Here is a 25,482-nt window from a genome sequence, read left to right as displayed (position 1 = left end):
ATGATGCATGGCCGATTACAGGGAGATATCGGAACTGGCAGGCACTGCGTTTTCGTCCTGCACGCCCACTTGGTCTTGGTGACCATGTTCCGGCATCGGGTATTCACCGGCGCCCACTTGGAACGCATGGAATAAAAGGTGTCCTCCCGCAGGATGCGGACCGAGTTCCCCGAGCTGGCCCGCCACTACTACCGGGCGAACAAGCTGTGGTCGGGCTCCTACTTCGCCGGGAGCGTCGACGGCGCTCCGATCAGCGTCCTACGCCAATACATCGAGCAGCAAAACCGTCCCGTCTGATCCGCCAGGACGCTTCACCCCCGGCCTGAAGGCCGGAGCACGTCCCACTGCGGGTAGTGGCCCTCGTGGACGTTCTGCGAGCGGCGCGGCACGGGCAGTTCGACGCCCCACGCAACGCCGTCCGGGCCCACCGGAACGGTCTCCCGGTCCGGCACGGCGGAGGCCATCGCGCCGAGCGTGCGGACCACCGGCCGTACGGCCGAGCCCGGCGTGCGGTACAACGTCACGCGCAGCTGGTACGCGGTGATCGCCCTGCCCGCCGCGGCCACGAACGTGTCGACCGAGACCGTGCCGTCGGCGTCACGCTGTCCTGACAGCGACGTGCGGCGGATGTCCTCGTCGCCGTACGCCCAGCGGCCGAGGACATACCACTTCGTCTGCCCGGCGGCGTGGCGGCCGCGCATCTCGACCTGCAGCCAGCTTCCGGCCGGGACGTCGGCGGTCCACGAGGCCACCAGTTCGGTGGCGGCGAACCCGACCGGCCGCTCGGGGCCGGTCCACCGGGCGTACTCCCAGCTCTTCGTGCCGAGCGCGTCGGCGTAGGAGATCGTGCCCACGGGGGCGGCGAAGGAGAGGGTCTTCCCCGCCTGCACGCCCTCCTGCGTGCCGGGGCCGAAGACGGCCCGCTGGTAGACGACGTCGACGCCGGGCGGGGGTTTGGTCCCGGCCACTGCGGTGGTGGCCGCACACGCCGGCCCTCACCGCGCTACCAGTTATTTCTCAAACCTCCAGAAGTCACATTAGTCACGCGCTTTGCCGATTCTTTGCTGTTAATCATCCAAAGTGCAGGAATCGTCATGGCACGCTGAAACGCATGCCGACCCGTAAGCTTTCCCTTGGTGTCTTCATGGCGGCCTTTGCCCTGTTCACGGGGGTCGCGTCGCCCGCGCTCGCGCAGCCCGCCACGGCCGCTCCCGGCTTGCCCATCGCCTCGGTCCGCGAGCACACCGCGGCGTTTCCCGCGTACGCGGCGCCGCACGCGTACGGCCGGGCCGTCTATCTTTTCGACGCGACCACGGGCCGGGAACTGCTGGACAAGAACGCCGGCGAGCGGATGCCGGTCGCCAGCCTCACCAAGATCATGACCGCCTACGTCGTGTTGCGCGAGGCGAACCTGTCCGACCAGGTGACGATCAAGCGCGAGGACGTCTCCTACGCCGGCGACAACGACGGCACGGCGGCCGATCTCGACGCCGGCGACAGCCTTCCGGTCGGGGAACTGCTCTACGCGCTGCTGCTCCCCTCGGGCGCGGACGCCGCGCACGCCCTGGCCCGCGCGTACGGCCCGGGAGTGGCCGGCTTCGTGGCCAAGATGAACGCCGCCGCCAAGAGCCTCGGGCTGAACGACACGCACTACGTCAACGCCGACGGGCTGCCCACGCGGGGCGGGGACGGCTACTCCACCGCCCGCGACCAGGCCCGACTCGCGGCGATCGCGCTGCGCGACCCGATCTTCACCAAAATCACCTCGACCCGTCACCACTCGACCGATGACGGCAGGTACGACTGGTCCAACACCAACCACATGCTCGGCCTGCCCGGCGCGATCGGCGTGAAGACCGGCTTCACCAACGCCGCCGGGTTCTGCCTGGCGTTCGCGGCCGACCGCCACGACCACCGGCTGGTCGGCGTCATCCTCGGCGAGGACGACTCCAGCCGCCGCTGGGACACCGCCGGGTCCCTGCTCGACTGGGCGGCCGAAAGCTGATTTTTTACCAGGAAAGGTGGCGTCCGGAAAACCTTCCGGAAAAGAGGGCCTTCCCACATTGGCGGAACGCGGTTAGTTTCCCGATCAGTGTCCAGCGGAGGCCGATCTCGGTCCCCAGCCTGCTGGGCCGTCTCGGATCGTCATTGGACCCGAAGGAGAGCCCAATGCGCGCCACCCTCGGCATGCGGGCCGCAGCCGCCGTCGCGGCGTCCGCCCTCGTGCTTCCCCTCCTGCCCGCCGCACCGGCGAGCGCCGACCCCGATCCCGCGCTGATCGCGCAGACGATCGTCGCGTCGGCGGTGAAGAAGCACCTGACGAAGCTGCAGCAGATCGCCGACGCCAACGGTCACACCCGGGCCGCCGGCACACCCGGCCACGTGGCCTCCCGCGACTACGTCGCCGGGGTGCTGAAGAAGGCCGGCTACAAGGTGACCCTGCAGGCGTTCGAGTTCCCGTTCTTCAAGGAGAACGCCACCGCGGCCCTGGAGCGCACCGCTCCGGCCCCGAAGACGTACGCGCCGACTCCGCCGGACGGCAGCAGCGTCGGGGAGTTCGCGACGATGACCTACTCCGGCTCCGGCGACGTCACGGCCGCCGTCCGGAACGTCGACCTGATGCTGCCGCCCGGGCCGGCCCCCAGCAGTTCCACCTCCGGTTGCGAGGCCGCCGACTTCGCCTCGTTCCCGGCCGGCGCGGTCGCGCTGGTGCAGCGCGGCACCTGCACCTTCCAGGTCAAGGCGGAGAACGCGCAGGCCGCCGGGGCCGCCGGCGTCATCATCATGAACGAGGGCCAGCCGGGGCGCACCGAGACCCTGCAGGGCACCCTGGGCGCGCCCACCGTGCACATCCCCGTCGTGGGCGTGAGCTTCGCGGTCGGCCAGGAACTGGCCGGCGCCGCCGGGACCGTCGTCCACGTCAGGACGAGCACCACCAGCGAGATCCGCACCACCCACAACGTCATCGCCGACTCCAGGTGGGGCGACCCGAACAAGGTCGTGCAGCTCGGGGCGCACCTCGACAGCGTGCTGCCGGGGCCGGGCATCAACGACAACGGCTCGGGCAGCGCCGCGATCCTGGAGGTCGCCGCGAAGCTCGGCGCCATCCCGACCCGGAACGCGCTGCGCTTCTCCTTCTGGAGCGGCGAGGAGCTGGGCCTGCTCGGCTCGGAGCACTACGTCGCGAGCCTGCCGCCGGCGGACCTGGCGAAGATCAAGCTGTATCTCAACTTCGACATGGTCGCCTCTCCCAACTACGCGTTGAAGATCTACGACGGCGACGACTCCGACGCCACCGGCGCGCCCGCCGGCCCAGCCGGCTCCGACGAGATCGAGAAGCTCTTCGAGAAGTACTTCGACACCATCCGGCAGGGCCACGTCGGCACCGACTTCGACGGGCGGTCGGACTACGGGCCGTTCATCGACGCCGGGATTCCTGCCGGCGGCGTGTTCACCGGCGCGGAGGGCGTCAAGACCCCCGCGGAGCAGGCGTTGTTCGGCGGCACCGCCGGCCAGGCGTACGACGACTGCTATCACAAGGCGTGCGACACCATCGCGAACATCAACGACAAGGCCCTCGCGCTGAACACCGGCGCGATCGCCACGGCGGCCGTCGTATACGCCTTCAGCCGTGACCTGCCCGGGCCGGACACCCGTCCCACCGCCCGGATCGCCGGGGCGTCGGCCGCGGCCTCCGCGGGCGCCCACGCGGACCACGGGCACGTCCTGACCGTCAGCTGACTCCCCGGCCGTACGCGGGTCGTCACCGGGCCCCGCCGGACTTCGCGTCCGGCGGGGCCCGCCGGTGTCGGCGAGGCGTCGGGCGTCCGCGTCGCACCGGGGTGGACACCCGCGCAGACCCCGTGCCGCAGCCCGCCTGACCTGGCCGTCCACAGGATGACGCCGCGACTGGTGCTCGGCGGAGAACCGACCCGGCGCCCATGTACCTTTCAGGCCGTTGCCGCTCGCCGCCGGCTCAAGGCGCGGCGGGGCGGCCGTTCGGCCCCTGCTCCGACTTGTGCAGGAAGGGCGAGCGGCCGAGGACGACGATGCCCGCCACCAGCGCGACGAGCCCGCCCACCTCCCCCGCCAGGGCCGGCGGGTCGACGCGCAGGCGCTCGCCGAAAAGGACGACGCCGAGGAGGATGCCGACGATCGGCTCGGTCGCCGTGGTGGCGGGCAGCGAGATCCGCAGCGGCGCGGCGTCGAACGCGCTCTGGTTGAGCAGGATGCCGGTCACCGCGATCACCGGCAGCGCGTAGAGCTGCCAGGAGGCCAGCAGCGCCCCCGGTCCCCGCGCCAGCGTGAGCAGGGCCCCCCGGGTCAGCGCGTCCTGCAGGCCGTACAACGCCCCGGCCGCGGCGGCGAACAGCATCGCCTTGGTCTGCAGGGGCACGCGCAGCGCCACCACGACCATCCCCGCGGCGACGGCGACCACGACGAGCACGGCGATCCACACCAGGGATCCCGACGCCGGCATCCCGCCCCCGTGCGGGCGCCCGGCCACCAGGAACGCGGCGACGCCCCCGCTGACCAGCACCGCGCCCAGCCACTCCGTCCCGCCCAGGCGCTCCTGGTACAGCAGGGCCGCCGCGCCCAGGGCGAAGATGAGGTTGGTCGCGAGAAGCGGCTCCACGGACGCCACGTCGGCGCGCCGCAGCGCCAGCGCGCCGGCGACCTGGCCGCCGACCATCAGGGCGATCCCGGCCCGCCACACCGGCTTGCGCGCGAGGTCGAACAGCAGGCGCATGTGCAGCATCTCGCCCAGCGGCTCGGTGTACGCGACGTGCTGCTGCGCGACGAAGCCCAGCCCGAGGAGGGCCGCGGCCACGAGGCCGAGGAACACCGTGACAGTCATGATCCCGGGCGTCACCCCCTTGCGCGCCGGTCGCGTCCTCCCAGGTTACGCACCCGTCCCCACCGGGAGCCGGCCGCGCGCCACACGTGGTCCGCCGCCGAACGCCACCTCGCCTTCTACGCGGCACTCGCCGCGTGATCCGTAAGTAGGCTCTGGACCATGGCGGGCAGACCATTCGACGCGGTGTTGTGCGACTTCGACGGCGTCCTGAAACTGCAGGACCTGGAGCAGCAGACGGAGATCGAGCGCGCGTACGGCGTGGAGCCGGGGACCGTGGCCCGGGTGACCGGCGCGTCGCCGCTGCTCGTCCCGGCGCTGACCGGCCTGGTGACCCGTGAGGAGTGGCTGGCGTCGGCCGTACCGGTCCTCGCCGGGCTGGTGGGCTCGGCCGCGCGGGCGGGCGCGCTGATCGGCGAGTGGATCACGGCCCGCACCTGGGCCGACGAGGAGGTGCTGGCGCTGCTCACGCGGGCCCGCGCCCGCGTCCCCGTCGTGCTCGTCAGCAACGCGACCTCCGAGCTGGCCGCCCACCTGCGCGAGCTGGAGCTGCACGACGCCTTCGATCACGTGGTGAGCAGCTACGACGTGGGCGTGATCAAACCCGACCGGCGGATCTTCGAGATCGCCGTCGAGCACGCGGGCGCGCCGGCGGAGCGCTGCCTTTTCGTGGACGACCGGGCCGAGAACGTCGCCGCGGCGAGTTCCCTCGGCATGACCGGCGTCCACTACCGCGCGCCGGCGGACCTGGAAGCCGCGCTGCTCCCCCTGCTTGCGGATTAGTGCCGCGACCGCCAAGGTTCGTCCGGGGTGAAGACCGGCGGGAACGCACCAGGCTCCCGCTCATGGTGCGCTGGATCGTGGCCTTCGTCGACCGGCCCCGCGACCGTTTCGCGGCGGGCGCGGCGTTCGTGGCGGCGTTCGTGGCGCGCGGGCGGCACTGGATCGTCACGCGCGACCCGGCCGGCGGGGTCTACTGTCTCACCGGTCGGGATCCCGAGACCGGCTCCCTGCCCGGGTGACCACCCCCGGCCGGATCCCGGCCGTGTTCCGGGTGTCAGGCGGCGGGGCGCAGGTGCCGCAGCGCGGCGGCGAGCCGGGCGAGCTCGGCCAGCATCGCGTCCGCCGCGCCGTCCATGACGTCGTTGGGCCGCAGGCGGCCCTCCTCGTCGAGGAACTGGGCGACGAACGGGATCGACACCGCCTCGGACACCGGCACCATCTTCAGCGTGGTGACGACCTGCTTGAGCATCTGCACCGCGCGCGTCCCGGCGGAGACGCCGCCGTAGCTGACGAACCCGACCGGCTTGTACTGCCACTCGTGGTGCAGGTAGTCGATGGCGTTCTTCAGCACCGCGTTGAACCCGTAGTTGTACTCCGGCGTGACGAACACGAACGCGTCGCCGCGTTCGATGGTCGCGCTCCACTCCTTGGTGTGCTGGTTGACGTACTGGCGCAGCCGGGGATGGTGGGGCTCGTCCAGGAACGGGAGGTTCACCTCCGCCAGGTCGACGAGCTCGACCTCGAAGGCGTCGTGCGCGGTGGCGCGCTCCCGGAACCACCGCGCGACCGGCAGCCCCGTCCGCCCCGGACGCGTGCTGGCGACGACGATCTGCAGAACTGGCTTCCCCACGATTCCCCCAAAAAGTCATACAAGGGATATAACGCCCACCACGGTACGCCGTGATCGGAACGGGCACCGACCGGGTGGCCCGGTGGGGGTCGTCAGCCGGAGAAGCGCTTCGCGAGGTCCCGGGCCCATCGCGCGGCCTCGGCCGCCTGGGCGCCGGTCACGGGCGCGCCCGGCATCCGGGCCAGGCTCTCCACCTGCTCGGCGTAGCGCAGGTGCTCCCGGTGCGCGTGCTCGCGGCACGCGAGGCAGGTGACGCTCTCCGGGCGAGGCGAGGTCATCGCGTAGGGTACCTGCAGTCCGCACCTCCGTCCGCATCGTCCCGGTGGGAGATTCTAAAGGATGTAGCGATTCGGCCACGAAGCCGTCAGGCCGGCACGGCGACGGGGTCCAATTGAGCCATGAGTAAGGACTCGGAAACCCCCTCCAGTCACTCGCCTTCCCCGCTGCCCAAGAGCGGCAAGCGTCTCGTGCAGGGTGTGTACAAGGCCGCGACTTATGTTGCCATCGCCTTGACCACCGCCACCGCCCTTACGTTGATTGATCGGATTCCAGCTCCCGAAATCAATCCGCTGAGTCCTCTCTGGATTTTGACCGGTGCTCTCTTGTCGATACCGTATGTCGCCCTCGGGATTCTGGGCTGGCTGGGCCGTGGCCGCAACCGGGAACGACTCGGCGCAGCCGCTGACAAGCCCGGTAAGCGGCTGAACGACTGGATCAAAGCCGTCAACGACGCGTTCACCGAAGCCGCCACCCTGATGCACGAACTCCAGCGCGATCTCAGAGCCCAGCAGGCGGCCCGCGAAGCACTCCTCACCGAAGCCGAACGGCAGCAGAAGCTTCTCGAAGTCGACCAGGAGCAGGCCGAGAAGATCCGGGAGATCCTCGTCGGTGAGACCAAGGCCACCATTCGCGCCGAGCGGCGCCAGCAGTTGCTGTTCTTCGCGCTCGGCCTCGCCGCGTCCGTGCCTATCGGCGTTTTCGTCAACTGGATCAGCTGAGCCGTGGAACCGGCTTTCCGTACCCTGCTCCATGGCCGCGGCAACCCGCCCGCCTCCGTCAGCGACCGGTGCACGGACCTGGACGTATAGGGCCACTTCTCGCGGTGTTGGCCGAAACCGGACGTCGGCTCCCCTTGATTCCCTCTTTCCCGGTGAGAAGGTGGAGTCCCCGAATCAAAGAGGACGCGATGTCACACACTCACGCTCAAAACCCCGACGCGCGAACCGCGGCAATTGTGCGAGAACTTGCCACACTCCACGAATTCGCCTCAAAGGACCATCAAGTAGGAGAACCCGGGCTGTACTCCCGCATCATGGTGATCGTCGACGGCAACATCCCGTCCGAGGGCGACAGTGAGAATTGTTACCTGACCCCGGTCGCGGCACCCAGGTCCGGCCAGGGCTACTACACCCTCACGACGGCAGACGGTGCCGCACGTCCCGCAGAGATCAGCTTGGACGAGGCCAAGCTCTCGCAGCAGGACAGCGAGGTCACCACCCTGCTCGAAGCCTACGAGTGGATCACTGATCAAGGATTCAACGTCGCCGCCGAAAGCATCCAGGTCATCCTGATCAGCAATATCGGGCCGTGCACGGGCTGCAAGGCCCGCGTCCAGATCTTCCACGGTGACCTCCTCTCCGCGGCCCAGCAGGCCGGGAGCAAGGTCCCCATCACCGTCGAAAGCGTCTACGACACCCCCGAAGCCTCCCGGGACAGGACACGGGGCAACCAGATCCCCACGACGTACGGTTATCCGGACGCGGTGAGGACGCCGTACAACGTCTCGGGCCAGCAGGGAGCGTACTGGGTCTACAGGCTGCCCAAGCCCCAGTGACCTGCACCAGGCCGGCTGGCGGGTGTCGAAGAACCAGGTCGATGAGCTACTTGGCGAGGTGGCGGCTGATGACGAGGCGCTGGATCTGGTTGGTGCCCTCGAAGATCTGCATGATCTTGGCTTCGCGCATGTAGCGCTCGACCCGGAACTCGCGCGTGTAGCCGTACCCGCCGAAGACCTGGACGGCGTCGGTGGTGACCCGCATCGCGGTGTCGGTCGCGACCAGCTTGGCGACGCTGGCCTGCCTGCCGTACGGCAGGCAGGCGTCGCGGCGGCGGGCCGCGTCGATGTACGTGGCCCGGGCGGCGTCGACTCCGGCGGCCATGTCGGCGAGCAGGAAGCCGAGCCCCTGGTGGTCGATGATCTTCTTGCCGAACGTCTCGCGCTCCTTGGCGTACGCGACGGCCTCGTCGAGCGCGGCCTGGGCGAGACCGGTCGCGCAGGCGGCGATGCCCAGCCTGCCGGAGTCGAGCGCCCCGAAGGCGATGGAGAGGCCCTGTCCCTCCACGCCGACGAGCCGGTCCGCCTCGATCAGCGCGCCGTCCCAGTGCGCGGTGGTGGTCGGGATGGCGTGCAGGCCCATCTTCTCCTCGGGACGGCCGAACGTCAGGCCCTCGGCCGCGCCGGGCGCGAGGAAGCAGGAGACGCCGCGCGGGCCCGGGCCGGTGCGGGCGAACAGCGCGTAGAAGTCCGCCCGGCCGCCGTGCGTGATCCATGCCTTGGTGCCGGTGATCCGGTAGCCGCCCTCGGTCCTGTCGGCCCGGCAGGTCAGGGCGGCGGCGTCCGAGCCGGCCTGCGGCTCCGACAGGCTGTAGCCGCCGATCAGCCGCCCGGCCAGCATGTCCGGCAGCAGGCGCGCCCGCTGCTCCGGCGTGCCGTACGCCGCCAGGGGGTAGCAGGCCAGCGTGTGGACGCTGACCGCGACCGCGACGGCCGCCCACCGCGCCGCCAGCTCCTCGATGACCTGGAGATACACCTCGTACGGCTGGCCGCCCCCGCCGTATTCCTCCGGATAGGGCAGGCCAAGCAGCCCGGCGGAGCCGAGCGTGGCGAACAGCCCCTCGGGATAGGTCTCGGCGCGCTCGTGCTCGTCGACCCGGCGGCCGAGCTCCTTGTCGGCGATCTCCCGGGTCAGCTCGATCAGGTCCCGGGCGTCCTGCCCGGGCAGCAGCCGCTCGACAGTCACCGCGCCTCCCGAATCACTGTGCCTCCACAGGCGATGGGTCGTCCAGCCGGGCGAGAAGGGTCGCGGCCCGGTCGCGGAACTCGGCCACCCTGGCGAGCTTGATGCCCTCGTAACCGCGGATCATGTCCGGTAGCGCGGCGATCTCGGCGACGGCGGCGGCGTTCACCGGGGTGAGCCGGTCGAGGGCGCGCCGCACCAGCTCGCGATACTCCCCGGGCAGCGTGCGCTCCACCCTGCGGACGGCGGCGTACCCGAACACGTCGGCCGCGGTGCCGCGCAGCGCGCGGGCGGCCCGCAGCCCGCGGAACACGACACCGGCCGACCGGCGCAGCCTGATCTTCCGCTTCAGGCCCATCGCCCGCAGCAACGGCGGATGCAGTAGCACCGACACGTCGGCGTCCGCGCCGAACTCCCGCTCGCGCCTGGCGCGCTCCACCGGGTCGAGGTGCAGCCGCGCGACCTCGTACTCGTCCTTGTACGCCAGCAGCTTGTGCAGCCCCCGGGCGTACGCGATCGCGATCCGGTCGCCCGCCTTCTCCCCCGCGCGCTCGGCGGCGAGGGCCGCCACGCGGCGCACCTCGCGGGCGTACGACCCGGCGTACCCGGCGTTCTGGTATCCGGTCAGGTCGGCGATCCGCACGGCCAGCGCGGCTTCCAGGGTCTCCTCCGCGTTCTCCTCCGCGGTCTTCTCAGGGGCAGGCGCCCCCGGGATCGCGGCCCGGAACACGGCCTCGCGGTCCAGCACGGCGGCCCGGCCCCACCGGAAGGCCGCGAGGTTCGTCTCGACGGCGGCGCCGTTGAGCCTGATCGCCCGCTCGATCGCGTCCGCCGAGATCGGCAGGCAGCCGTGCTGGTAGGCCGCGCCCACCAGCACGAGGTTGGCGGGCATGTGGTCGCCGAACAGCGCGTCGGCCAGCGCGCCCGCGTCCAGGTGGACGTTGCCACCCGGCACGGTGGCCGACTCCAGGCGGGCGAGCGCGTCCTCGGGCCCGGGAAGCGCGGCGCGGCCGGTCACCATGGCGGCGGTCGGCACGATCGCGGTGTTCACGACGGCGACCGTGCGCCCGGGCGAGGCGACGGCGAGCGTGCCGTCCGCGGCGGCGCCGAGCACGTCGAAGCAGAGCAGGACGTCGGCCGCGCCCCGGGTGGCGCGCACCGAGCCCGTGATCGGGTGCGGGGAGACGCGCACGTCGCTGACGACCGGGCCGCCCTTCTGCGCCAGCCCGGTCTGGTCGAGCCCGGCGGCGTGCAGGCCGTCCAGGTGCGCGGCCATCTGGAGGATCTGCGAGACGGTGACGACGCCGGTGCCGCCGATGCCGGGCAGCCGCAGCAGCACCGGCCGCCCGGGGAACCTCGGCGCCGGCTCGGTCAGCGCGACCGGCGGCCCGGGCACCTCGTCCCGGGCCCGGGGGCGGGGACGGGGCTCGACGAGCAGGAACGACGGGCAGTCGCCCTTGAGGCAGCTCAGATCGGAGTTGCACGACGCCTGGTGGATGCGGGTCTTGCGGCCGAACTCGGTCTCCACCGGCTGGACCGACAGGCAGGTGGAGGCGTCGCCGCAGTCGCCGCAGCCCTCGCACACCCGCTCGTTGACCACCACCTTGGCCGTCGGCGTGGGCAGTTCGCCGCGTTTGCGCAGCCGCCGCTCCTCCGCCGCGCAGCGGTCGTCGTAAATCAGCACGGTCACCCCGTCGACCTCGGCGAGTTCCCGTTCCACCGCCGGGAGGTCGTCGCGGTGCCGTACGGACGCGATCGGCGCCAGCCGGATGCCGCGGTAGGTCTCCGGCTCGGGCGTGGCGACCACGATCCGGCGCACCCCCTCGGCGGCCAGCGACCGGGTGAGCGCAGGCACGTCGAGACGGCCCTCGGCGCGCTGGCCGCCGGTCATCGCCACCGCGTCGTTGTAGAGCAGCTTGTACGTGATCGGGACCTCGGCGGCCACGGCGGCGCGGATCGCCAGCGAGCCCGAGTGGTGGAAGGTGCCGTCGCCGAGGTTCTGGGTGAAGTGCCGGTCGGAGGTGAAGGGAGCCAGGCCGAACCACAGGGCGCCCTCGCCGCCCATCTGCGTGATGCCGACCTGCCTGCCGCGCCCCTCGGTGTGCAGCGCGACCATCGCGTGGCAGCCGATGCCCGGACCGACCAGCGTGTCGCCGGAGGCGCGGGTGGAGATGTTGTGCGGGCAGCCCGAGCAGAAGTACGGCGTGCGGGCAGCCACGAGCGGCAGCAGGGGGCGCGCCGCCGGGCGGGCGGACAGGGCGACCGCGCGGCGGGGCAGCCGCTCCCTGCCGAGGCAGACGGCGAGCGCCTCGGCGACGTCCTCGGCGGCGAGGGAGCCGCGGGCGGTCAGCAGTTCGCGGCCGATGACGTCGGGCCGGTGGTCGGCGTCGTACAACGCCTGCTTGAGATGGCCCTCCAGGAACGGCACCTTGTCCTCGACGACCAGCACCCGGTCGAGGCCGGCGGCCATGGCCGCGAGGTGGTCGTACGCGAGGGGGAACGGCATGGCGAGCCGGATGAGCCGCAGGCCGAGGTCGTCCATCGCGGTCTCGTCCAGGCCGAGGTCGGCCAGGGCGCGCAGGACCACCGCGTAGGAGGTGCCGGACGCGAGCACGCCCGTCGTGGCCCGCGGCGCGTCGTGCGTCACCCGGTTGAGGTCGTGGGCGCGGGCGTACTCGCGGGCCAGGCCGAGCCTGCGGGTGAGCATGTCGTGCTCGGCGTCGAGCGAGGCCGGGCCGACCAGGGTGGGCGGCGCCCCGCGGGGGGTGCGGTCCGGCGCGGGGACGCCCGCACGGAGCGGCCCGAGGTCGACGGTCGCCGAGGAGTCGGCGACGTCGGTGACGATCTTCATCCCGGCCCACAGGCCGGTGGCCCGCGACAGCGCCACGGCGTGCAGCCCGAGCTCGATGATCTCCGCCACGGAGCCGGGGGCGAACAGCGGCATCGTCAGGCTCTGGCACATCGGCTCGCACGTGCTGGGGACGGTCGACGACTTGCTGCCGGGGTCGTCGCCGATCCAGGCCACCGCGCCGCCGAGCGCCGCCGTGCCGGCGATGTTGCCGTGCCGGATCGCGTCCGCGGCGCGGTCGAGGCCGGGGTTCTTGCCGTACCAGAAGCCGGTCACGCCCTCGTGCCGGCGGCCCGGCAGCACGTCGAGCAACTGCGTGCCGGCGACCGCCGTCGCGGCGAGCTCCTCGTTCAGCGCGGGCCTGGCCACCACGCCCGCCGCCGCCAGGAACCGCGCGGCCCGCGCCATCTCCAGGTCGACCCCGCCGAGCGGCGAGCCGGGGTATCCGGAGACGAAGACCCGCGTGTCCAGGCCGCGCGCCGTGTCCAGGCGGCGCTGCTCAAGGGTCAGGCGGACCAGCGCCTGGACGCCCGACATCAGCACGGTGCCGCTCTCGGCGGCGTACCTGTCGTCGAGCGAGACGGGACGCGGAGACATGCTCACGCTCACGCGAACCTCCTGGGCTACTGGGGGTGACCCACAGCACAGCAATCTCCCGCCCCGTACGCAAGCACGGCGCGGCAGACGGCGGCCACGACGCAAAACTATGCAGATCCGCTCTCATATGAGTACTGTTCTTTGCGTCGGTTATGGAGGTGGCCCCATCGCGGAGATAGACGAGATCGACCACCAGGTGCTACGCCTGCTGCGCGAGGACGGGCGGAGGACCTTCTCGGAGATGGCGGCCGAGATCGGCCTCTCGGTGGCCGCGGTGAAGCGGCGCGTCGACCGGCTGCGCGAGATCGGCGTCATCACGGGCTTCACCGTGCGGGTCGACTACGCCAAGCTCGGCTGGGGCATCGAGGCGTTCACCGAACTGCGGTATCCCGGCACGACCCCGGTCGCGAAGATCATCCGCACCGCCACGGACGTGCCCGAGGTGCAGGAGGTGTTCACGATCGCCGGCGACCCGGACGCGCTCATCCACGTCCGTGTCCGCGATCTCAGCCACCTGCAGCAGGTGATCGACCGGCTGCGCCGCGCCGGTGAGGTGACCGGCACCAAGACCCTGCTGGTGCTCGGCTCCTGGACCCGCGACACCGGATCGGCCAAAGACACCAGATCGGCCAGAGACACCGGCGCCGCCGGAGACGCAGGCCGCCGCTCTCCCCGCTGATGCCTCAGCGTGGGCGGTCCGCGCCGCCGCCGGTGCCGACGCCGGTGGTGTTCAGGAAGCTCGTCAGCGGGCCGTCGGCGAGGCGGCCGTCGCCATGCGCCTTCCGCAGCTCGCGGACCAGGTCGTAGACGCGCCTCGCGCCCTTGTCGCCTCTGCCTCTGCCTCTGCCCCGGCCGCGGTCGTGGAGGAGGTCCCTGGCCGCCTTCCTGATCGTGTCGTGCGCCCGGCGCGCCAGCCCCTGCTCGATGCCGCCCTGGCTCTCCTGCTCCTGTACGGCGTGGTCGAACGCGGCCAGCCACTCCTGATATCCCCCGTAGACACGGCGCACGGCCGGGGTGGGCGCGGCCGTCGGGCTGCTGGACGCCATTGGCGTCGCGGGCCGGGGCGTCGGGCGCGGCGAGGCGGTCCTCGTGAGAGCGGGCGAGGTCTCGGCGCGGGTGGCCGTCACCGGGGACGCCGTGGGGGCGGCGGCCGTGGACCCGCTCTGCCCTCCGGGATTGGACAGCGCTGCCACTCCGATGACGATCACGGCCAATCCCCCCACCGCCGCGCCGAGCCGGATGAGCGTCCGCCGCTCGGGCGACCCACCCGCCGCCGACGGCCCGCCGGATGACGACCCACCGTACGGCGGCCCGCCGAAGGAGGGCACGTCCAGCAGCGCGGTGTCCCCCGCGCGGGCGCCGCCTCCGGCGGCGGGGAGCCCCGCGGCCGGGTGCGGAGCTCCCTGACCGGTGGTGGGAGCGACTGCGGCGAGGACCCGGCGCGTGACCTCCGCGGTGGGGCGGACGGCGGGGTCCTTGTCCAGCAGCGCCATGACGAGCCGCTCCAGCTCGGCGGGAATGTCCGGCCGATGCCGGCTCGGTGGCACCGGAGCCTCGTGAATGTGCCGGTATATCAGTTGCGGAGCCGACCCGGTGAACGGCGGCTGCCCGCACAGCAACTCGTAGCAGACGCACCCCAGGGCGTAGAGGTCGCAGGCCGCCCCGGCGCTCTGGCCCTCGATCTGTTCGGGGGCGAGGTAGGCGGCGGTGCCGACGACGGCGCCCACCGCGGTGAGCCGGGCCGCCTCCGTCGCGACCTGCGCGACGCCGAAGTCGACCACCTTGAGCGCGCCGCTCGCCGTCCGGTGCAGGTTGGCGGGCTTGACGTCCCGGTGCACGACCCCCGCGCGATGCGCGGCGTCCAGGCCGGCGGCGGCCTGGCTCGTCAGGTCGCACGCCTCAGCCACGGAGTAGCGGCCCCGGTCGGCCAGCTCCTCGGCCAGGCTGCGGCCGGTGAGCAGTTCCATCACGAGATACGGCCGGGCGTCCTCCTCGCCGACGTCCAGCACGGTCACCACATTGGGGTGGACGATCCGCGCGGCGGCGCGGGCCTCGCGGGCGAAGCGCTCCCGCGAGGCGAGGTCGGCGACCTGCGGCGCGAGGATCTTGACCGCGACCGGGCGGTGGGCCCGCAGGTCCCGGCCGCGCCAGACCTCGCCCATCCCGCCCCGGCCGATCAGCCCCTCCAGCTCGTAACGACCGCCGAGCACGGACGGCACCACGTCCCGCACCTCCCAGGAGCGACTCGCGCCAGATGATCGGGAGCCAACCTATCCTTCCCGGAGACCGGGAGAGGGCACGCGCCTCTCGCCCTGAGACGGCGGCCCGGGGGAAGACGCGTGAAACTTCCAGAGGATCGGCCTGTGGTGCGGGGTGGATCCTCCGCCGCGCACCGGTGGTCCGGCACAGGCCGGACCAGTGCGACTTCCGGGCCCGTCGCCCCGGCCGTCGCCGGGTCACGAGCGGCCGGGCCGAGCGAGGGTCTCCCGTACCTTGACACCTTTCATGGTCGTTTTCACACTGTCCCAAGACGGCTCCCCTGCCTGGTCGGTGGTGGCGGCAGGGCTCGCCGGACGTGGTACGCGTGCCCCGTCCGGCGACGCGGCGGGCCGTGCGTTTCACGTGCCTGGATCGTCGTATCCGTTGTCATGTCCGGTGTCATGTCCGTTGTCATGGTCCACGGCTCGACCAGGGTGAACCGGGCGGGAGCGCCGCCCCGCGGACACATGGAAGCGAACAGGTCACCGGCTCCACGGATCCGGTGTGCCCGAACCTGTTCCGCTGTCCGCGTCCGGTTCACACATTCGAACAGGCCGGCCGGGCACCCTCGGCCGGCGCCACCACGCACGGCGGTCTCACCGCCGTGTCCCTCCCTGGAGTGTGAATGACCACGTTCGCAAGACTCCGTACGGCGCTCGCCGCCGCCTCGGTGGCGGGGTTGGCCCTCGCGGCCGCTCCGGCCGGCGGCGCCTCCGCGTCGGCGGCCCCTGCCTCCGCCCCTGCCTCCGCACTGGCCGCCACACTGGCCGCCGCGCGGCTGGCCGCCTGGCCCTCCCCCAGCGGCCAGCAGGCCGTCGGCGCCACGATCAGCGTCTCGGGGACGTACGACGGGAAGCTCAAGCGCTACTACGGCACCGGCGCCCTCGGCTCCGGCGGCCAGGAGGAGGGCCAGTCACCGATCTTCAAGCTGGCCGACGGCGCCGTCCTGAAGAACGTCATCCTCGGCTCGCCCGCCGCCGACGGCGTCCACTGCATGGGCACCTGCACCCTGCAGAACGTGTGGTGGGAGGACGTCGGCGAGGACGCGGCGACCTTCAAGGGCACCTCGTCGTCGCAGACGATGACCGTCGACGGCGGCGGCGCGCGGGCCGCGAGTGACAAGGTCTTCCAGCACAACGGCCCGGGCACCATGGTCATCAAGAACTTCCAGGTGCAGGACTTCGGCAAGCTCTACCGCTCCTGCGGCAACTGCTCCAAGCAGTACAAGCGCAACGTCGTCATCCAGAACGTCACCGCGACGACGCCGGGCAAGGTCCTCGCCGGCATCAACACCAACTACGGCGACACGGCGCGCCTCTCGCAGATCACGATCGTGAACGACGGGAGCAGGAAGGTCGTCGTCTGCGACAAGTACAAGGGCGTGACCAGCGGGGAGCCGACGAGGATCGGCAGCGGCGCCGACGGCGTCAACTGCCTCTACTCGTCGTCGGACATCGTCTACCGGTGAACCCGGTCCGCGCCTCCCACGACCTCCGGGCCCGGCGGCGGTTCCCCTTCCCGCCGCCGGGCCCGGGCCGACCGTCGCGACAGGTCCTCCAGCACGCGCACCGCCCGGGCGGCGTGCTGGTACGGCACGAACAGGTGATCATGATGGAAACCGGCGACGACATTGCAGCTCAGGCCAGCGGCGGCGAGCTCCCGCGCGACGGCGGCGGTCAGGCCGACCGCGTCGAGCGCCGAGTGGACCCCCAGGGTGATCCACCCGGCGACGTACTCGTATTTCAGCCCCGCCGCGTCGGCGTCCCGCTGCGGCACGACCAGCGTGAGCCCCTCGTCCTCGGCCACCGTGACGACGGGACGGACCCCGGGCGGGATGTCGCCGTCGACGACGGTGAACACGTAACGCCCGGGGTTCCGCCGCGGGCGCATCGTGGTCAGCAGTTCGCGCAGGTCGGTCTCGCCGGTCACGATCAGCACCCTACAAGCGCCGCGCCGGGACACCGATACGAGCACGTGCCGGTGACCGCACATGGAGCTCCCGGACGCACGCGTCGTGATGTCAACGCTCACACCAGGAGGCATCCCTCATGAAGGCCCGTTCACCGGTACGCGGCGCTCTGGCGTCGGCGCTCACGTTGCTCCTGGCCTTGGGCCTCGGGCTCGTCCTGGCCGGCCCCTCCCGGGCGGCGACGATCGACACGAACGCGTCGTACGTGCTGGTCAACCGCAACAGCGGCAAGGTCCTGGACGTGTACAACTGGGCCACCAACGACGGCGCGCCGCTGGACCAATGGTCCCGCAACGACGGTGCCTGGCAGCAGTGGCAGTTCGTCGACTCCGGCGGCGGCTACTACCGCCTCAAGTCGCGCCACAGCGGGAAGGTCGTCGACATCTCCGGCCGCTCGACCGCCGACGGGGCCGACGTCATCCAGTACACCGACAAGAACGCCACCAACCAGCAGTTCCGGGCCGTCGACACCGACGGCGGCTACGTCAAACTCATCAACCGCAACAGTGGCAAGGCCCTCGAAGTCTGGGAGTGGTCCACCGCCGACGGCGGCCGCGTCTCCCAGTACACCGACCTCAACGGCGCCAACCAGCAGTGGCAGCTCGTCAAGCTCGTCTCCTACCCCGATCCGGGGTACATCACCGGTGACGTCACCGCGCACGACCCCGAGGTGACCAAGAAGCCGGACGGCTCCTACCTGCTCGCCTACACCGGCGACAACATCGCGCTCAAGACCTCGGCCGACCGGACCGCCTGGCGCAACGCGGGCGTGGCCTTCCCCGGCGGGGCCTCGTGGACCCATGCCTACACCAACGGCGGCAACACGCTGTGGGCGCCGGACATCACCTACCTCAACGGCAGGTACTACATGTACTACGCGGCCTCGACCTTTGGCTCCAACCACTCGGGGATCTTCCTGGCGACGAGCACGACCGGGGCGTCGGGGTCGTGGACCAACCAGGGCCTGGTCATCGAGTCGAACACCTCCGACAACTGGAACGCCATCGACCCCAACCTCGTCGTCGACGACCAGGGCCGCTGGTGGCTCGACTTCGGCTCGTTCTGGTCGGGGATCAAGATGGTCCAGCTCGACCCGGCCACCGGGAAGCGGCTGAACAGCACCATCCTCAGCATCTCGGGCCGTAACGGCGGTGCGACCGAGGCGCCGTTCGTCTACCGGCACGGCGGCTACTACTACCAGTTCGTCTCCTTCGACCTGTGCTGCAAGGGGGCGTCGAGCACGTACCGGATCATGGTGGGCCGTTCCACCTCGGTCACCGGCCCGTACGCCGACCGCAACGGGACGGCGATGACCTCGGGAGGCGGCACGCAGGTGCTGGCCGGACACGGGAGCATCCACGGCCCCGGACACCAGTCCGTCCTCGCCGACAACGACGGAGACATCCTCTTCTACCACTGGTACGCCGACGACGGCTCCTCGCGTCTCGGCATCAACAAGCTCGGCTGGGACAGCGCGGGCTGGCCCTACGTCTACTGACCGGCCGATCGCACCGGCCGCGGGGCGGGGAATTTCCACCGCGGCCGGAAATCGGGCCTTGACGCGGGAGAGTCAGAAGTCAAAACTGAGCGCACCGATCCCCATGCACAACTGTGAGACGACGACTCACGGTTGTGAATGTTAGCGCTAACAAGAATGGTACGCACACCAGCAAGAGAAACCCCCCACCAGAAGGGCACAAACGATCATGATCTCCGCATTACGACGCCTGAAGACGGCCTCGCTGGCCGCGGGCTCGGCGATCACGCTCACGGCCGGCCTGCTGGCCGGTCTCTCCGCACCGTCGGAGGCCGCGACGCAGGGTCCGTGCGACATCTACGCCGCGGGCGGCACCCCGTGCGTCGCGGCGCACAGCACGACCCGCGCCCTGTACGGCAGTTACAACGGCGCGCTCTACCAGGTGCGCCGCGCCTCGGACAACACCACCCGGGACATCGGCGTGCTGAGCGCCGGCGGAGTGGCCAACGCCGCGACCCAGGACTCCTTCTGCGCCGGCACGACCTGCCTCATCACGATCATCTACGACCAGTCCGGTCGCAACAACCGCCTCACCCAGGCGCCTCCCGGAGGGTTCAACGGCCCGGCCGCGGGCGGGTACGACAACCTCGCCAACGCGACCGCCGCGCCGATCACGGTCGGCGGCCAGAAGGCGTACGGCGTCTACGTCGCGCCCGGCACCGGCTACCGCAACAACGCCACCAACGGCGTCGCCAAGGGCGACCAGCCGGAGGGCATGTACGCCATCTTCGACGGCACCCACTACAACGGCGGCTGCTGCTTCGACTACGGCAACGCCGAGACCAACAGCCGCGACAACGGCAACGGCACCATGGAGGCCATCTACTTCGGCAACATCAAGGTCTGGGGCTACGGCGCCGGCAACGGCCCGTGGATCATGGCCGACCTGGAGAACGGCCTGTTCTCCGGGGTGAACACGGGCTACAACGCGGGCGACCCGAGCATCGGCCACCGCTTCCTGACGGCGATCATCAAGGGCGAGCCGAACCACTGGGCCATCCGCGGCGGCAACGCCCAGTCGGGCGGCCTCGGCACCTTCTACGACGGCAAGCGGCCCAACGCCTCGGGCTACAACCCGATGAAGAAGGAGGGGGCGATCATCCTCGGCATCGGCGGTGACAACAGCGTCGGCGCCCGCGGCACCTTCTACGAGGGTGTGATGACCTCCGGCTATCCGACGGCCGCCACCGAGGACGCGGTGCAGGCGAACATCGTCGCCGCCGGCTACGCCACGTCGGGCGGCGGCACCCCCGGCACCGGCCAGCAGATCGTGGGCGGCCAGTCCGGCCGCTGTGTCGACGTGCCGAACAGCACCACCACCAACGGCACCCAGGTGCAGCTGTGGGACTGCAGCGGCCAGAACAACCAGCGCTGGACCTCCACCTCCAGCAAGGAGCTCCAGGTGTACGGCAACAAGTGCCTCGACGCCAACGGGAAGGGCACGACCAACGGCACCCAGGTGATCATCTGGGACTGCAACGGACAGACCAACCAGCAGTGGAACGTCAACTCCAACGGCACGATCACCGGCGTGCAGTCCGGGCTCTGCCTGGACGCGAACTCGGCCGGCACCGCCAACGGCACGAAGCTCATCCTCTGGGCCTGCAACGGCGGAACCAACCAGCAGTGGAGCCTGCGCAACTGAGGCTCCGCATGATCGTTGCGTGACTCCAGCGTGATCCGCGGCCGGGCGCCCCCCTGACCAGGCGTCCGGCCGTACGCCGAAAAAGTTGCATCAAGCAAAATGCCTGTTAAGCACACCTTTTGAGCTCCGCAAAAGGCCGTGACACGAGGACCGCGCCGTTTGGCGGAAACGGCATCGGGAAGGGCGACCGCGAGCGGCCCGATCCGCCCGCGCCCTATTCGAACGGAGAGGCAGATGACTGAGATCGTCGGTGAGAGCCTGGCCAGACGGCTGGTGGAGTGGGGAGTCGACACGATCTTCGGGCTTCCCGGCGACGGGATCAACGGCCTGATGGAGGGCTTCCGGCGGCAGCGGGAGAAGATCCGCTTCATCCTGGTCCACCACGAGGAGGCCGCCGCCTTCATGGCCACCGGCTACGCCAAGGCCACCGGCCGCCTCGGCGTGTGCGCCGCCACCTCCGGCCCCGGCGCGATCCACCTGCTCAACGGCCTGTACGACGCCAAGCTCGACCACGTCCCGGTGCTGGCGCTGACCGGCATGCAGGAGACTTCCGTCCTCGGCACCCACTACCAGCAGGAAGTGCACCTCGACCGGCTCTACCAGGACCTGGCCTCGTACAACCTGATGATCACCAACCCGCAGCAGATGCCCGGGGTCGTGGACCTCGCGATACGCAACGCGCTGACCAGACGGACGGTCTCCCACCTGACCTTCCCCAACGACATCCAGGTCGCCGCCGCCGCCGAGGACCCCTACCGGCACGTCGGCCCCGGCACCCCGCCGGCCAGCATGCCCAACTGCTCCGTGGCGCCGCTGCGGCCCGCCGAGGACGAACTGGCCCGGGCCGCCGACGTGCTGCGCCAGGGCCACAGGATCGCCATGCTGGTCGGGGTCGGCGCCCGGCACGCCCGCGACGAGATCCTGGCCGTCGCGGAGAAGCTCGCGAGCCCGATCGTGAAGACGCTGCCGGGCAAGTTCACGGTGCCCGACGACCATCCGCTGACCACCGGCGGGCTGGGCCTCCTCGGCACCGCGCCCAGCGAGGAGCTCATGGAGGAGTGCGACACGCTGTTCATGGTCGGCACCTCCTTCCCGTACGGGAAGTATCTGCCGCAGGAGGGACAGGCCCGGGTCGTGCAGATCGACGCCGACCCCACCCTGCTGGGCATCCGCCGGCCCACCGAGGCGCCGGTCGCCGCCGACGCGAAACTCGCCCTCCGGGCGCTGCTGCCGATGCTGGAGGAGGCCAAGGACCGGTCGTTCCTGGAGAAGTACCAGCGCAGGATGGACGACTGGCGCTCGGACATGAAGGCGCTGCAGGACGCCTCCCGCGATCCCGTCGCCCCGCAGTACCTCATGGGCTGCGTGGACGAGGCCGCGACCGGCGACGCGATCCTGACCTGCGACTCGGGCACGATCGCCACCTGGGCCGCCCGGCACTGGACGATCCGCGGCGGCCGCGAGTTCTACCTGTCGGGCAACCTCGCCACGATGGCCCCCGGCCTCCCGTACGCGATCGGGATCCAGCACGCCTATCCGGGCCGGCAGGTGGTCGCCTTCGTCGGCGACGGCGGATTCGCCATGCTCATGGCCGACTTCCTCACCGCGGTCCGGCACGGCCTGCCGATCAAGGTCGTCGTCAACAACAACAACGCCTACGGGCAGATCCTGTGGGAGCAGATCATCCTGGGCTACCCGGAGTACGCCGTCCGCCACCAGCCGCCCGAGGCCGACTTCGCCGCCTGGGCCCGCGCCTGCGGGGCGTACGGAGCGAAGATCAAGGACCCGAAGGACCTGCCCGGCGCGATCCGCGAGGCGCTCGCCCACGACGGCCCCGCCCTGGTCGACTGCGACGTCGACCCCGACGAGCCGCCGATGCCCGGCAGGGTCAAGTACGACCAGGCCAAGCACTTCGCCGAGGCGTTCCTGCGCGGTCAGCCGCACAAGGCGAGCACGCTCGCCGCCGTCGCCCGCGACAAGATCAACGAGCTCCTGTCATGACGGAGACACTCCGCCTCCTGCCCGACCCGGTGACGGTCCCGCCCGCGCCCGGCGGCGTCCGGGTGGATCTCGCGGCGCTCGAACGCGACCTCAGGGAGGCCGTGGACGGCGAGGTCCGCTTCGACGCGACGATGCGTGGCGCCTACTCCACCGACGCATCCAACTACCGCCAGGTGCCCCTCGGGGTGGTGGTCCCCCGGACGGTGGAGGCGGCGGTGGCGGCGGTGGAGGTCTGCCGCCGGCACGGCGCGCCCCTGCTGTCCCGGGGCGGCGGCACCAGCCTCGCCGGCGAGTGCGTGAACACCGCCGTGGTGATCGACTGGTCCAGGCACTGCGACCGGCTGCTGGAGGTCGACCGGGAGAACCGCACCTGCCTGGTGGAGCCGGGCATCGTGCTGGACATCCTCAACGAGCGGCTGCTCGCCACCGGCCTGGAGTTCGGTCCCCGGCCCTCCACCCACAACCACTGCACGATCGGCGGCATGATCGGCAACAACTCCTGCGGGGCGACCGCCCAGCGGGCCGGCAAGGTCGTGGACAACATCGCCGAGATGGAGGTGCTCCTCTACGACGGCACCCGGATGTGGGTGGGCGAGACGGGCGACGAGGAGTACGCGGAGATCCAGCGTCAGGGCGGCCGGAAGGCCGAGGTCTACGCCCGGTTGCGCGCGCTGCGCGACGCGTACCTCGAACAGATCCGCACCCGCTACCCGCACATCCCCCGGCGGGTGTCCGGTTACAACCTCGACAGCCTGCTGCCCGAGAACCGCTTCAACGTGGCGCAGGCCCTGATCGGCTCGGAGGGCACCCTCGTCACGGTGCTGCGGGCCCGGCTGAGGCTGATCCCGGTGGTCAAGGCGCGCACCATGGCCTACGTCGCCTTTCCCGACATCGCCGCCGCCGGGGACGCCGTGCCGGCGATCCTGCCGCACAAGCCGATCGCCCTGGAGGGCATCGACGACAAGCTGATCCACTTCCAGCACGAGAAGCACCTCAATCCGGAGTCGCTGAAGAAGCTGCCGGACGGCGGCGCCTGGCTGCTGGTGCAGATGGGCGGCGAGGACAAGGACGACGCCGACCGCCGGGCCGAGGACATGCTGGCCTCCCTCGGCAAGAAGCGCGACGACGCCGGTGTGGCCGTCTTCGACGACCCGGAGCTGGAGGAGCGGATGTGGCAGATCCGGGAGTCGGGTCTCGGCGCGACGGCCCGGGTGCCCGGCCTGCCCGACACCTGGCCCGGCTGGGAGGACTCCGCGGTCTCCCCCGACCGGCTGGGCGACTACCTGCGCGACCTCAACGGGCTGTTCGAGAGGTATGGCTACCAGCAGACCTCGCTCTACGGGCACTTCGGGCAGGGTTGCGTCCACTGCCGCATCCCGTTCGACCTCACCTCTGCCGAGGGGGTGGCGGCGTTCCGCTCCTTCGTGGAGGAGGCCGCCGACCTGGTCGTCGCGTACGGCGGGTCGTTCTCCGGCGAGCACGGCGACGGGCAGGCCCGCGCGGAGCTGCTGCCGAAGATGTACGGCGGCGACCTCGTGGAGGCGTTCGGCCGGTTCAAGGCGATCTTCGACCCCGGCGACCGGATGAACCCCGGCAAAGTGGCCGCGCCGTACCCGCTCGACGACCTGCTGCGGCTGGGCCCCGACTACAACCACGGCGACGTGGCCACGCAGTTCGGGTATCCCCACGACGGAGGCAGCTTCGGCCGCGCGGTGCTGCGGTGCGTCGGCGTGGGCACCTGCCGCCGCCACGAGGGCGGGGTGATGTGCCCGTCCTACATGGTCACCCGGGCCGAGGAGCACTCCACCCGGGGCCGGGCCCGGCTGCTGTTCGAGATGCTGGACGGCACCGCACGGGGCGGCGCGGTGACGGACGGCTGGAAGTCGGAGGCCGTCCACGAGGCGCTCGACCTGTGCCTCGCCTGCAAGGGCTGCAAGTCCGACTGCCCGGTCAACGTCGACATGGCGACGTACAAGGCGGAGTTCCTGTCCCATCACTACGAGGGGCGGCTGCGCCCGCGCGCCCACTACGCGATGGGGTGGCTGCCCGTGTGGGCGAGGCTCGCGGCGTACGCGCCGCGGGTGGCCAACGCGCTGTCGCACGCGCCGGTGCTGAACCGGCTGGCGAAGACCGCGGCGGGCGTGGACCGGCGGCGGGAGCTGCCGCTGTTCGCGCCGCGGACCTTCCGGGAGTGGTTCGCCGGCCGCGAACCGGCCGGTGACGGCACGCGCGGGGAGGTCGTGCTGTGGCCCGACACCTTCACGAACCACTTCCACCCCGAGGTCGCGCGGGCGGCGGTCGAGGTGATGGAGTCGGCCGGGTGGCGGGTGCGCGTGCCGGACCGCGCGGTGTGCTGCGGCCTCACCTGGATCTCCACCGGCCAGCTCGCCACGGCGAAGAAGGTGCTGCGCCGCACGCTCGACAACCTGCGCCCGCACCTGCGGGCGGGCACCTTCGTGGTCGGCCTGGAGCCGAGCTGCACCGCCGTGTTCCGCGGCGACGCGCCGGAACTGTTCCCCGACGACGAGGACGTACGGCGGCTCGCCGGGCACACGGTGACGCTGGCCGAGCTGCTGCACGACCACACGCCGGGATGGAAGCCGCCGAGGGTGCCGCGCGAGGCGCTGGTGCAGGTGCACTGTCACCAGCACGCGGTCATGCGGCATCGGGCCGACGAGGCGCTGCTCGACGCCGCCGGGGTGGACGCCGAGGTGCTCGACTCCGGCTGCTGTGGCCTGGCGGGGAACTTCGGGTTCGAGAAGGGGCACTACGAGGTGTCGGAGGCCTGCGCCGAGCGGGTGCTGATGCCCGCCGTGCGGCGGGCCGGGCCCGCGACGGTGCTGCTCGCCGACGGGTTCAGCTGCCGCACGCAGATCGAGCAGGGCGACGCGGACGGCCGCCGGGCGATGCACCTGGCCGAGTTGCTGCGGGCCGGGCTGCGCGGCGACCGGGGAGACACGCCGTGCCCGGAGGAGGCGTACGCTCTGCGGCCCGCGCCGCCCTCGGCCGCGGCCGGGGCCGCCGCGACCGCCGTCGTCGTCGCGACCGGCGCGGCCGTGGCGGGCGCCGCGCTGCTCACGGGACTGCGGCTGCTCGCGCGGCGGCTGCCGCGGAGGTGAAC

The 25,482-nt window shown here is 71.5% G+C and carries 20 protein-coding genes and 1 pseudogene; 13 read left to right on the top strand and 8 right to left on the bottom strand.

All coding sequences use genetic code 11. The features are described from left to right. Positions 1–3: 3 nt before the first annotated feature. Positions 4–297, top strand: a pseudogene (locus OG344_RS24345) (transposase). Positions 298–311: 14 nt separating this feature from the next. Here the strand turns inward: OG344_RS24345 and OG344_RS24340 are convergent. Then, positions 312–968: a hypothetical protein gene (locus OG344_RS24340; RefSeq protein ID WP_405085064.1), complete on the bottom strand. Its 657-nt coding sequence runs from the start codon at positions 966–968 to the stop codon at positions 312–314. A 143-nt stretch (positions 969–1,111) separates the two neighbouring features. On the opposite strand from OG344_RS24340, the gene OG344_RS24335 reads away from it, so the two are divergent. Continuing rightward, positions 1,112–2,005: a D-alanyl-D-alanine carboxypeptidase family protein gene (locus OG344_RS24335; protein ID WP_405085063.1), complete on the top strand. Its 894-nt coding sequence runs from the start codon at positions 1,112–1,114 to the stop codon at positions 2,003–2,005. 164 nt (positions 2,006–2,169) lie between these two features. Beyond that, entirely contained in the window at positions 2,170–3,741 is a 1,572-nt protein-coding gene (locus OG344_RS24330; RefSeq protein ID WP_405085062.1) for a M28 family metallopeptidase, read from the top strand. A 235-nt stretch (positions 3,742–3,976) separates the two neighbouring features. On the opposite strand, the gene OG344_RS24325 is transcribed toward OG344_RS24330, so the two are convergent. Further along, a complete protein-coding gene (locus OG344_RS24325) occupies positions 3,977–4,858 on the bottom strand; it encodes a DMT family transporter (protein ID WP_405085061.1) in 882 nt (293 codons plus the stop codon). Positions 4,859–5,017: 159 nt separating this feature from the next. On the opposite strand from OG344_RS24325, the gene OG344_RS24320 reads away from it, so the two are divergent. After that, complete coding sequence (locus OG344_RS24320; RefSeq protein ID WP_405085060.1) at positions 5,018–5,638, top strand: HAD-IA family hydrolase; 621 nt, start codon at positions 5,018–5,020, stop codon at positions 5,636–5,638. Between the two features lie 62 nt (positions 5,639–5,700). Beyond that, positions 5,701–5,877, top strand: a complete 177-nt coding sequence (locus tag OG344_RS24315; RefSeq protein WP_405085059.1) for a hypothetical protein — start codon at positions 5,701–5,703, stop codon at positions 5,875–5,877. A gap of 35 nt (positions 5,878–5,912) precedes the next feature. Here the strand turns inward: OG344_RS24315 and OG344_RS24310 are convergent, their stop codons facing one another. Both OG344_RS24310 and OG344_RS24305 read right to left on the bottom strand, forming a co-directional pair. After that, on the bottom strand, positions 5,913–6,488 hold the full coding sequence (locus OG344_RS24310; RefSeq protein WP_405085058.1) for an NADPH-dependent FMN reductase: 576 nt from the start codon (positions 6,486–6,488) through the stop codon (positions 5,913–5,915). A 92-nt stretch (positions 6,489–6,580) separates the two neighbouring features. After that, positions 6,581–6,766 carry a hypothetical protein gene (locus tag OG344_RS24305; protein ID WP_405085057.1) on the bottom strand — a complete coding sequence of 62 codons (186 nt, stop codon included), beginning with the start codon at positions 6,764–6,766 and terminating at the stop codon, positions 6,581–6,583. A gap of 120 nt (positions 6,767–6,886) precedes the next feature. On the opposite strand from OG344_RS24305, the gene OG344_RS24300 reads away from it, so the two are divergent. Together OG344_RS24300 and OG344_RS24295 are read left to right on the top strand one after the other, a co-directional pair. Next, entirely contained in the window at positions 6,887–7,486 is a 600-nt protein-coding gene (locus OG344_RS24300) for a hypothetical protein (RefSeq protein ID WP_405085056.1), read from the top strand. Between the two features lie 314 nt (positions 7,487–7,800). Continuing rightward, positions 7,801–8,322, top strand: a complete 522-nt coding sequence (locus OG344_RS24295; RefSeq protein ID WP_405085055.1) for a hypothetical protein — start codon at positions 7,801–7,803, stop codon at positions 8,320–8,322. A 46-nt stretch (positions 8,323–8,368) separates the two neighbouring features. On the opposite strand, the gene OG344_RS24290 is transcribed toward OG344_RS24295, so the two are convergent. Then, positions 8,369–9,508, bottom strand: coding sequence for an acyl-CoA dehydrogenase family protein (locus OG344_RS24290; protein ID WP_405085054.1), 1,140 nt, complete (start codon positions 9,506–9,508; stop codon positions 8,369–8,371). Positions 9,509–9,521: 13 nt separating this feature from the next. Next, positions 9,522–12,962: an indolepyruvate ferredoxin oxidoreductase family protein gene (locus OG344_RS24285; RefSeq protein ID WP_405085053.1), complete on the bottom strand. Its 3,441-nt coding sequence runs from the start codon at positions 12,960–12,962 to the stop codon at positions 9,522–9,524. Positions 12,963–13,077: 115 nt separating this feature from the next. On the opposite strand from OG344_RS24285, the gene OG344_RS24280 reads away from it, so the two are divergent. Further along, positions 13,078–13,629, top strand: coding sequence for an Lrp/AsnC family transcriptional regulator (locus tag OG344_RS24280; protein ID WP_405085052.1), 552 nt, complete (start codon positions 13,078–13,080; stop codon positions 13,627–13,629). 4 nt (positions 13,630–13,633) lie between these two features. Here OG344_RS24280 and OG344_RS24275 read toward each other — a convergent pair whose 3' ends face one another. Beyond that, positions 13,634–15,172, bottom strand: coding sequence for a serine/threonine-protein kinase (locus OG344_RS24275; RefSeq protein WP_405085051.1), 1,539 nt, complete (start codon positions 15,170–15,172; stop codon positions 13,634–13,636). Positions 15,173–15,834: 662 nt separating this feature from the next. Here OG344_RS24275 and OG344_RS24270 point away from each other — a divergent pair. Further along, positions 15,835–16,677, top strand: a complete 843-nt coding sequence (locus OG344_RS24270; protein WP_405085050.1) for a pectate lyase — start codon at positions 15,835–15,837, stop codon at positions 16,675–16,677. Here the strand turns inward: OG344_RS24270 and OG344_RS24265 are convergent. Further along, complete coding sequence (locus tag OG344_RS24265) at positions 16,668–17,138, bottom strand: ACT domain-containing protein (protein WP_405085049.1); 471 nt, start codon at positions 17,136–17,138, stop codon at positions 16,668–16,670. The genes OG344_RS24270 and OG344_RS24265 overlap by 10 nt on opposite strands. Positions 17,139–17,257: 119 nt before the next feature. On the opposite strand from OG344_RS24265, the gene OG344_RS24260 reads away from it, so the two are divergent. From OG344_RS24260 to OG344_RS24245, 4 genes are all read left to right on the top strand, one after another. Continuing rightward, a complete protein-coding gene (locus OG344_RS24260) occupies positions 17,258–18,676 on the top strand; it encodes a family 43 glycosylhydrolase (RefSeq protein WP_405085048.1) in 1,419 nt (472 codons plus the stop codon). Positions 18,677–18,884: 208 nt separating this feature from the next. Next, complete coding sequence (locus tag OG344_RS24255) at positions 18,885–20,360, top strand: arabinofuranosidase catalytic domain-containing protein (RefSeq protein ID WP_405085047.1); 1,476 nt, start codon at positions 18,885–18,887, stop codon at positions 20,358–20,360. 234 nt (positions 20,361–20,594) lie between these two features. Next, positions 20,595–22,361, top strand: a complete 1,767-nt coding sequence (locus OG344_RS24250) for a thiamine pyrophosphate-dependent enzyme (RefSeq protein ID WP_405085046.1) — start codon at positions 20,595–20,597, stop codon at positions 22,359–22,361. After that, entirely contained in the window at positions 22,358–25,480 is a 3,123-nt protein-coding gene (locus OG344_RS24245; RefSeq protein WP_405085045.1) for an FAD-linked oxidase C-terminal domain-containing protein, read from the top strand. Before OG344_RS24250 ends, OG344_RS24245 begins: the two co-directional genes overlap by 4 nt. The last annotated feature ends 2 nt before the right edge of the window (positions 25,481–25,482 follow it).

The organism is Microbispora sp. NBC_01389 (assembly GCF_045040095.1).
In the GTDB taxonomy this organism is placed as follows: Bacteria; Actinomycetota; Actinomycetes; order Streptosporangiales; family Streptosporangiaceae; genus Microbispora.
This window is presented reverse-complemented; position numbering and strand designations above follow the sequence as displayed.